Source organism: Candidatus Poribacteria bacterium, from assembly GCA_021295755.1.
In the GTDB taxonomy this organism is placed as follows: Bacteria; Poribacteria; WGA-4E; order WGA-4E; family PCPOR2b; genus PCPOR2b.
Genome location: JAGWBT010000211.1, coordinates 1 through 6,548, shown reverse-complemented (window position 1 = coordinate 6,548; position 6,548 = coordinate 1). Strand labels below are relative to the sequence as shown.

Genomic DNA, 6,548 nt, shown 5'->3' with positions numbered 1-6,548 from the left:
ACAGCGCTCGCGATTACGGCGGCGCGGGCGGGTAACATAGTTACCCTCTGGGCGCTAGAGCCGGAGGTTGTGGCATCTATCAACGGACGGCAGGAAAACGAGATGTTCCTTCCCGACATCAAGCTGCCCGACACTGTCCATGCGGTCAACGATTTGGAGGCGATGCTGGCGCAGGACGCGCTGTTAATGGTGGCACCCGCCCAATATGTGGGGAGCACCTGCGAGGGACTGGCTTCAGCCGGTTTGGACGATTCTCTCCCTATAGTTATCTGCAGCAAGGGGATAGAACAGAACAGCTTAAAGTTGATGAGCGAAGTTGTGGCAGAATATTTCCCCAATCCGCTGGCGATACTCAGCGGTCCCACCTTTGCGATAGAGGTGGCAAAAGGACTGCCTGCTTCAGTGACGCTTGCGTGCGGTGATGTTGCCCTTGGGCAAAACCTAGCGCAGTTGGTCGTGCACCCAAAATTCAGCGTCCATCATTCCGACGATATGATCGGTCCCCAAATCTGTGGCGCTATGAAAAACGTCATCGCCATCGCTTGCGGTATTGTTGAAGGCAAAGGGCTCGGAGAAAGCGCGAAAGCCGCACTGATCACCGAAGGTTTAGCGGAGATAAGCCAACTGTGCGTTGCCAAAAGTGGCAAACCTGAAACAGCGATGGGGCTATGCGGTCTTGGCGACCTAATCCTTACTTGTAACAGTCACACTTCGCGCAATATGTCTTTGGGATACGCTTTGGGACAGGGAAAGACGTTAGAAGACATTTTGAGCGAACGCGTGAGCGTTGCCGAAGGCGTTGCGTCGTCCAACGCTGTGGCAGGATTGGCAGACCAACTAGGTATTCGGCTGCGGATCTGTGGGATTGTTGATCGGATTATGCGAGGTGAAGTAGATGGTGATCAGATGCTCTTGGCACTTGTTCAGGGTTGAAAACGGGTAGTCCGCCCATACAGGTTGAAATGATTGTAGATTGTAGGTCGAGATTCATATCTCGACACTGAAACGTCGATTATGGAAAATCGACCTACAGAAGCCCGACGCCGTTTCTGACGTGTGAACAACGGGTTGGGAGACCCAACCCCTACGAAGGATCATGCGTCTGTGCACCCTGTTGATTGTTTGGTTGTAATGAAATGTCACTAGAACCTAGCGATTGTGGGTGGCTGACAATCACTCATGTGCCGCACATGTCGCCCCGCTGGGGCTTAGGTGTTTGGGGGTGCGCTATTTCTATAAACATGCCGCCCCGCTGGGGCTTGAGATACTGAAGGGTATAATTCTTAATATATTGACAAAAAGATGCAAATATCCCAACCATTGACCCTTGACGAAATTCCCGAAGATGAGCAGGAAGCACTGCTGACAAAGGTTGCCACGGAGATCGTGAGGCGGCGCCTGACCGTGCCTGCGATTTTATTCCTTGAAACTTGTAAACCCATCAACTTTATCGGTAGTCAAATGCTTATTGCACTTAATCCTTTTGTGGCTTCAATTTTTAATACCGCCGAATACCAGAAATTTGCTCTGATAATCGAAAAGGACGCAAATGTAAATTAGACGGAGAGGAGAAAAAGTAGTATGTCGGACCAGGCACAGGAGATACGCTCGATCCTTGCGACAGATTGTGGCAGCACCACCACGAAAGCCATCCTCATAGAGAAGCGGGGGGACGAATACCATCTTGTAGTTCGTGGGGAGGCACCGACGACGGTTGAAGCACCGGTGGAGGATGTAACCGCTGGGGTAATCAACGCGATAACGGAGGTCGAGGAGCTCGCTGGACGCAGGCTGTTGAAGGACGGGCAGATTATCAAGCCGCAACAGGGAAATGAAGGTACGGATCTGTATATCTCGACGAGTAGCGCGGGCGGCGGTCTACAGATGATGGTCGCGGGTGTTGTGCGGAATCTGACCGCTGAGAGTGCGGAACGTGCCGCATTGGGTGCTGGCGCGATTGTCATGGACGTAATCGCATCCAACGACAAGCGGCTCCCTCACGAGAAGATTGAGCGCATCCGACATCTACGTCCAGATATGGTGCTCCTTTCCGGCGGTGTTGACGGTGGCACAACCTCTCACGTTGCGGAGTTAGCAGAAATCATTGAGGCGGCAAATCCCAAACCCCGTTTGGGGGTGACTTATGAATTGCCGGTGATCTATGCCGGAAACAAGGAGGCGAGCGAAGTCGTCGGTGAGCGGCTTGGCGATAAAATGGCGTTGGAGGTGGTCGATAACCTGCGTCCTGTGCTAGAGCGCGAAAATCTGATGCCAACCCGTCTGAAGATTCAAGATCAGTTTCTAGAGCATGTGATGGCGCACGCTCCCGGCTACAGAAAATTGATCTCTTGGACCGATGCGCCGATTATGCCAACGCCCGGCGCTGTCGGCGCAATTATGCAAACAATCGCCGCGCAGCAGAACATCCAAGTGGTCGGTGTGGACATCGGGGGCGCAACGACGGATGTGTTCTCTGTCTTCAAAAATCAGGAAGGTGAAGCGATTTTCAACCGCACGGTGAGCGCGAATCTGGGGATGAGCTACAGTATCTCTAACGTGCTCGCAGAGGCGGGGATGGACAACGTTTTGCGATGGGTGCCTTTTGATATTGATGTCAGCGATCTTGGAAATCGGATCAAGAACAAAATGATACGTCCGACAACAATCCCGCAGACGTTGGAAGAACTGATTATTGAGGGCGCAATTGCGCGTGAAGCGTTGCGGTTGGCGTTTGATCAGCACAAGCAGCTTGCGGTTGAACTGCGTGGAGTGCAGCAGCAGCGCACCATCTCCGAAGCGTTCGCTCAATCTGAGACTGGTGCGACACTTGTGGATATGCTCTCGTTGGATCTGCTTGTCGGAAGCGGCGGCGTTCTTTCCCACGCGCCACGCCGGAATCAGGCGATGTTGATGATGATTGACGCATTCCAGCCGGAGGGAGTGACCCACCTCGCTGTAGATAGCATCTTTATGATGCCCCAACTCGGTGTGCTCGCTCAGGTCAACGAAGCGGCGGCGACGCAGGTCTTTGAGCGCGATTGTCTCATCCATTTGGGGACCTGTATCGCGCCGGTTGGGATTACTAACCCCGGCGATTTGGGTGTCACAATCAGCGGCGATTTGACAGAAACCGTGCCGTTTGGCGAGTTGCGTCTCTATCCGTTGGGTGTTGGAGAGAAGGCACAGGTGACAATCCAACCTGAACGCCGTCTTGACATGGGCGCGGGGCGCGGGCAGCCGGTTGAAGTAGAGGTCGAAGGTGGCGTGGTCGGTCTGGTGGTGGACACACGCGGTCGTCCCCTCGAAGTTTCTAATGCGTCTGCCGAGCGTGTCGCCTCCCTCAAGAAGTGGCTTGAAGCATTAGATGTATATCCAGAAAGATTTGTGTGAAAAGTTAAGTACAAAATGCTAAGAGAAACCGAGTTTTCAAGAAAAAACTCGGTTTCTGTTGAGGAGTCTCTTATAGTGGCACCAAGGCAGATTAATCTTTTCGATCGCGTCATGAAAATCTTGGGGCGGCATTACGCCGAATCGTTTCTGAAACTCGCTTTTCCCAATACCGCTTTCCAACTGGTCGGGACACTGGAAAATGTCGAAATCACCCTGCCAGATCGACGCGCTGACTTTCTTCATAGACTTCGAGTTGAAGGTGAGGAATATTTACTCCACTTTGAGTTCCAACTTCAACACCGGACCGATTATCCTCGCAATGTTTTTACTTTTTCTGGTGGACTGACGGACCAGCATCAGAAGCCGACAATCACTATCGTTTTGTATCTGGAGCGGCGAGAATCAGACCCGCCTAACGAATATGTCGTTCAAATTGGGGAATGGGTCATCCACCGGTTCACCTATCCGATCATAAAGCTGTGGGATTATACAGACCGGATCCGTTCTGGAGAGTTGAGAGAGTTTGCACCGTTGCTGATTATGTTGGAACGGGAGAAGACAGAGGCGGTGCTGCAGCAAGAAAAAGAACTCATTTTGCAGGAAACCCATCCGCAGAAGCGGGCGGATTCATTGGCAACAGCGGTGATGATTGCATCCCGCTATTTTGAACTTGATTGGTTATGGGAATTTTTTGAAGAGGAGGTGGAACAGATGCGCGAATCTGGTTTTATCACTGATTGGATTGAGGATGGCATTCAGCAAGGAAAACGGTTGTTCCTAATCCGATTACTTGTTGCCAAATTTGGGGAACTCCCTCAATCCGTAACGGATCAAATTCAGGGAATGACCGCGGAGGAGGAACTGGATCAGCTAGGGATTCGTCTCTTGACGGCGAACAGTCTTGAGGAGATGGGCCTAAATGGCGGAGCGTCTCGCTGATGGGGGAGCAAAACAGAGGAGGCGGAACAGATGCGCGAATCTGGTTTTATCACTGACTGGATTGAGGAAGGAATCCAGCAAGGGATCCAACAATGACTGGAACAAGCACGTCAACAAGAACGTCAACAAGGGAAACGGTTGTTCCTAATCCAGCTACTTGCTACCAAATTCGGGGAACTCCCTCAATCCGTAACAGGACAAATTAACGAGATGACCGCGGACGAAGAGCTCGATCAGCTAGGGGTACGCCTCTTGAGGGCAAACAGCCTTGAAGAGATGGGGTTGAATGGCGGACAGTCTCGTTGAGAGGAGAGGGACGGATACACTATAGTGAATTCTAAAAATAAGCGGACATTTACCAATAACTCCGACCTTCGCGAAGTTTCCCAAGTCCCCCTGACAAGGGGGATTTAGGGGGTTGGTTAGGGTCATTTAGTTAGCCCACGGTAGGCGCGATCTCCCGGTTGCAACTTCTCAAGCAAAATGGTTAAAAAACCGAAAACTGAATAGCCCTAGGGGGTTGGTTGTGCATTGGGAGTGTCTAAATAGTTCTAAAATCTACTATAAAATACGGTTTTATCGCTGATTGGATTGAAATCTTCGGAAGGTTTTGCATCGTTCCATAATTCCCCCTTGTGCCCGATCAGCGTGTTTCATGGATGTGGAATACTAGAGCTACGAACAGACAATCAGAATAGGAGAAATCGACGATGCCCATTATGGATGCGCTGCCGGATATGAAGCGAGAACTCAAGTTCTTTCCGGTTGAGAATGAAAGTCCCCAAAAACTGACAGCCGAACAGATTCGTCAATTCAACGAAAAAGGCTACATCTTTCCGTTGGATGTGTTTACGCCGGAAGAGGTGACGGCAAATCGAGCGTATTTCGATCGGATTATGGGGATGGCAAAGGCAGCCGATTTGAACAGTTATTCGATTAACGGTTGGCATCCCACCTGCCGGGGGATTTACGATCTGGTGCTAGATAGCCGCATCCTCGATTATGTACAAGACCTACTCGGCGAGGACCTAATCTGCACGATGACCCACTATTTCTGTAAGGAGCCGGGCGATACGAAACAGGTCACTTGGCATCAGGACGCCTCCTATTGGCCCCTGACCCCCAGCAAGGTTGTTACAGTTTGGTTGGCGATTGATGATGCAGATGAAGAAAATAGTGCGATGAAGGTTATCCCTAGATCACATTTAGGCGGACAGATTCCCTTTGAACATAGCACGGCGGAGGAAAATAATGTCTTGGGTCAATCGGTGCATCAAGCAGAGGATTATGGGGAAACGCCCGTTCCTTTTGAGATGAAGGCGGGTCAGGTTTCGCTACACACCGATCTGTTGCTACATGGGTCCGAGCCGAATACCTCGAATCGGCGGCGGTGCGGTCTCACCTTGCGCTATTTTCCGCCGGACGTGCGGGGGAGAGATCCGAAACATGGATCGGGTATCATCTGTCGTGGAGGCGACAGCAAAGGCTATTGGCAGCACATTCCGAGACCGGAAGGCGATAAGGTCCGGAGGATGTAAGGGAGATTGATACCGAGACGTGAAACGTGAAAACAGTTTGTTCATTGGTTCATTAGTACATTGGGTAATTAATGAACTAATGAACTAAAAAGGAGAAAAATATGCCAGTTTTAAGCGCAGCAGATATAGATTTTTGGGAAGAAAACGGCTACGTTGTCCTTCACGATGCGGTGCCGCCGGAGAATTGTAAGGCAGCCGAGCGTGCCATTTGGGACTTTCTTGAAATGGATACAGACGACCCAGAGACTTGGTATCCAGACCCGCCGCGCCGGGGTATTATGGTCGAGATTTATCAGCATCAAGCGTTGTGGGACAATCGGCAATATCCCCGAATCCACCAAGCTTTTTCTGAGATTTGGGGCACGGAGAAACTATGGGTTAGCTTTGATCGGGGCAGCTTGAACCCCCCGGAGCGACCAGATTTTAAGTTCCCGGGGCCCTACCTGCATTGGGATATGTCACTGGATATGCCGTTTGGACTCAGGGTACAAGGAGTGTTATACCTAACCGACACACCTGCCAATCAGGGGGCATTCACCTGTATACCGGGATTCCACCATAAACTAGAGGGTTGGCTCAACGATCTGTCTGAGGATGCAGATCCACGGCAGCTTATCAAAGAGAGAGATGCCGATGCCGTGCCGGTTGCGGGGAAAGCTGGAGATCTGGTTATCTGGCACA

The 6,548-nt window shown here is 51.2% G+C and carries 7 protein-coding genes; all 7 read left to right on the top strand.

Features of this window, described 5'->3' with window-relative positions; genetic code table 11:
* Nucleotides 1–933 (top strand): NAD(P)-dependent glycerol-3-phosphate dehydrogenase (locus J4G02_21960; protein MCE2397180.1); only part of this gene is annotated, 933 nt, incomplete at its 5' end.
* Between the two features lie 369 nt (nucleotides 934–1,302).
* The gene (locus tag J4G02_21955) at nucleotides 1,303–1,560 is read left to right on the top strand and encodes a hypothetical protein (GenBank protein MCE2397179.1); all 258 of its coding nucleotides are present in this window, start codon (nucleotides 1,303–1,305) and stop codon (nucleotides 1,558–1,560) included.
* A gap of 21 nt (nucleotides 1,561–1,581) precedes the next feature.
* Entirely contained in the window at nucleotides 1,582–3,390 is a 1,809-nt protein-coding gene (locus J4G02_21950; GenBank protein MCE2397178.1) for a glutamate mutase L, read from the top strand.
* Between the two features lie 75 nt (nucleotides 3,391–3,465).
* Nucleotides 3,466–4,329, top strand: a complete 864-nt coding sequence (locus J4G02_21945) for a DUF4351 domain-containing protein (protein ID MCE2397177.1) — start codon at nucleotides 3,466–3,468, stop codon at nucleotides 4,327–4,329.
* 138 nt (nucleotides 4,330–4,467) lie between these two features.
* The gene (locus J4G02_21940; GenBank protein MCE2397176.1) at nucleotides 4,468–4,635 is read left to right on the top strand and encodes a DUF4351 domain-containing protein; all 168 of its coding nucleotides are present in this window, start codon (nucleotides 4,468–4,470) and stop codon (nucleotides 4,633–4,635) included.
* 404 nt (nucleotides 4,636–5,039) lie between these two features.
* Nucleotides 5,040–5,867: a phytanoyl-CoA dioxygenase family protein gene (locus tag J4G02_21935; GenBank protein ID MCE2397175.1), complete on the top strand. Its 828-nt coding sequence runs from the start codon at nucleotides 5,040–5,042 to the stop codon at nucleotides 5,865–5,867.
* 101 nt (nucleotides 5,868–5,968) lie between these two features.
* A partial coding sequence (locus J4G02_21930) for a phytanoyl-CoA dioxygenase family protein (GenBank protein MCE2397174.1) occupies nucleotides 5,969–6,548 on the top strand: 580 nt, incomplete at its 3' end.

What these genes read in the sequence shown, in the direction of transcription:
- J4G02_21955 (MCE2397179.1), top strand. Translation starts at nt 1,303, where the DNA reads ATGCAAATATCCCAACCATTGACCCTTGACGAAATTCCCGAAGATGAG.
- J4G02_21935 (MCE2397175.1), top strand. Translation starts at nt 5,040, where the DNA reads ATGCCCATTATGGATGCGCTGCCGGATATGAAGCGAGAACTCAAGTTC.
- J4G02_21950 (MCE2397178.1), top strand. Translation starts at nt 1,582, where the DNA reads ATGTCGGACCAGGCACAGGAGATACGCTCGATCCTTGCGACAGATTGT.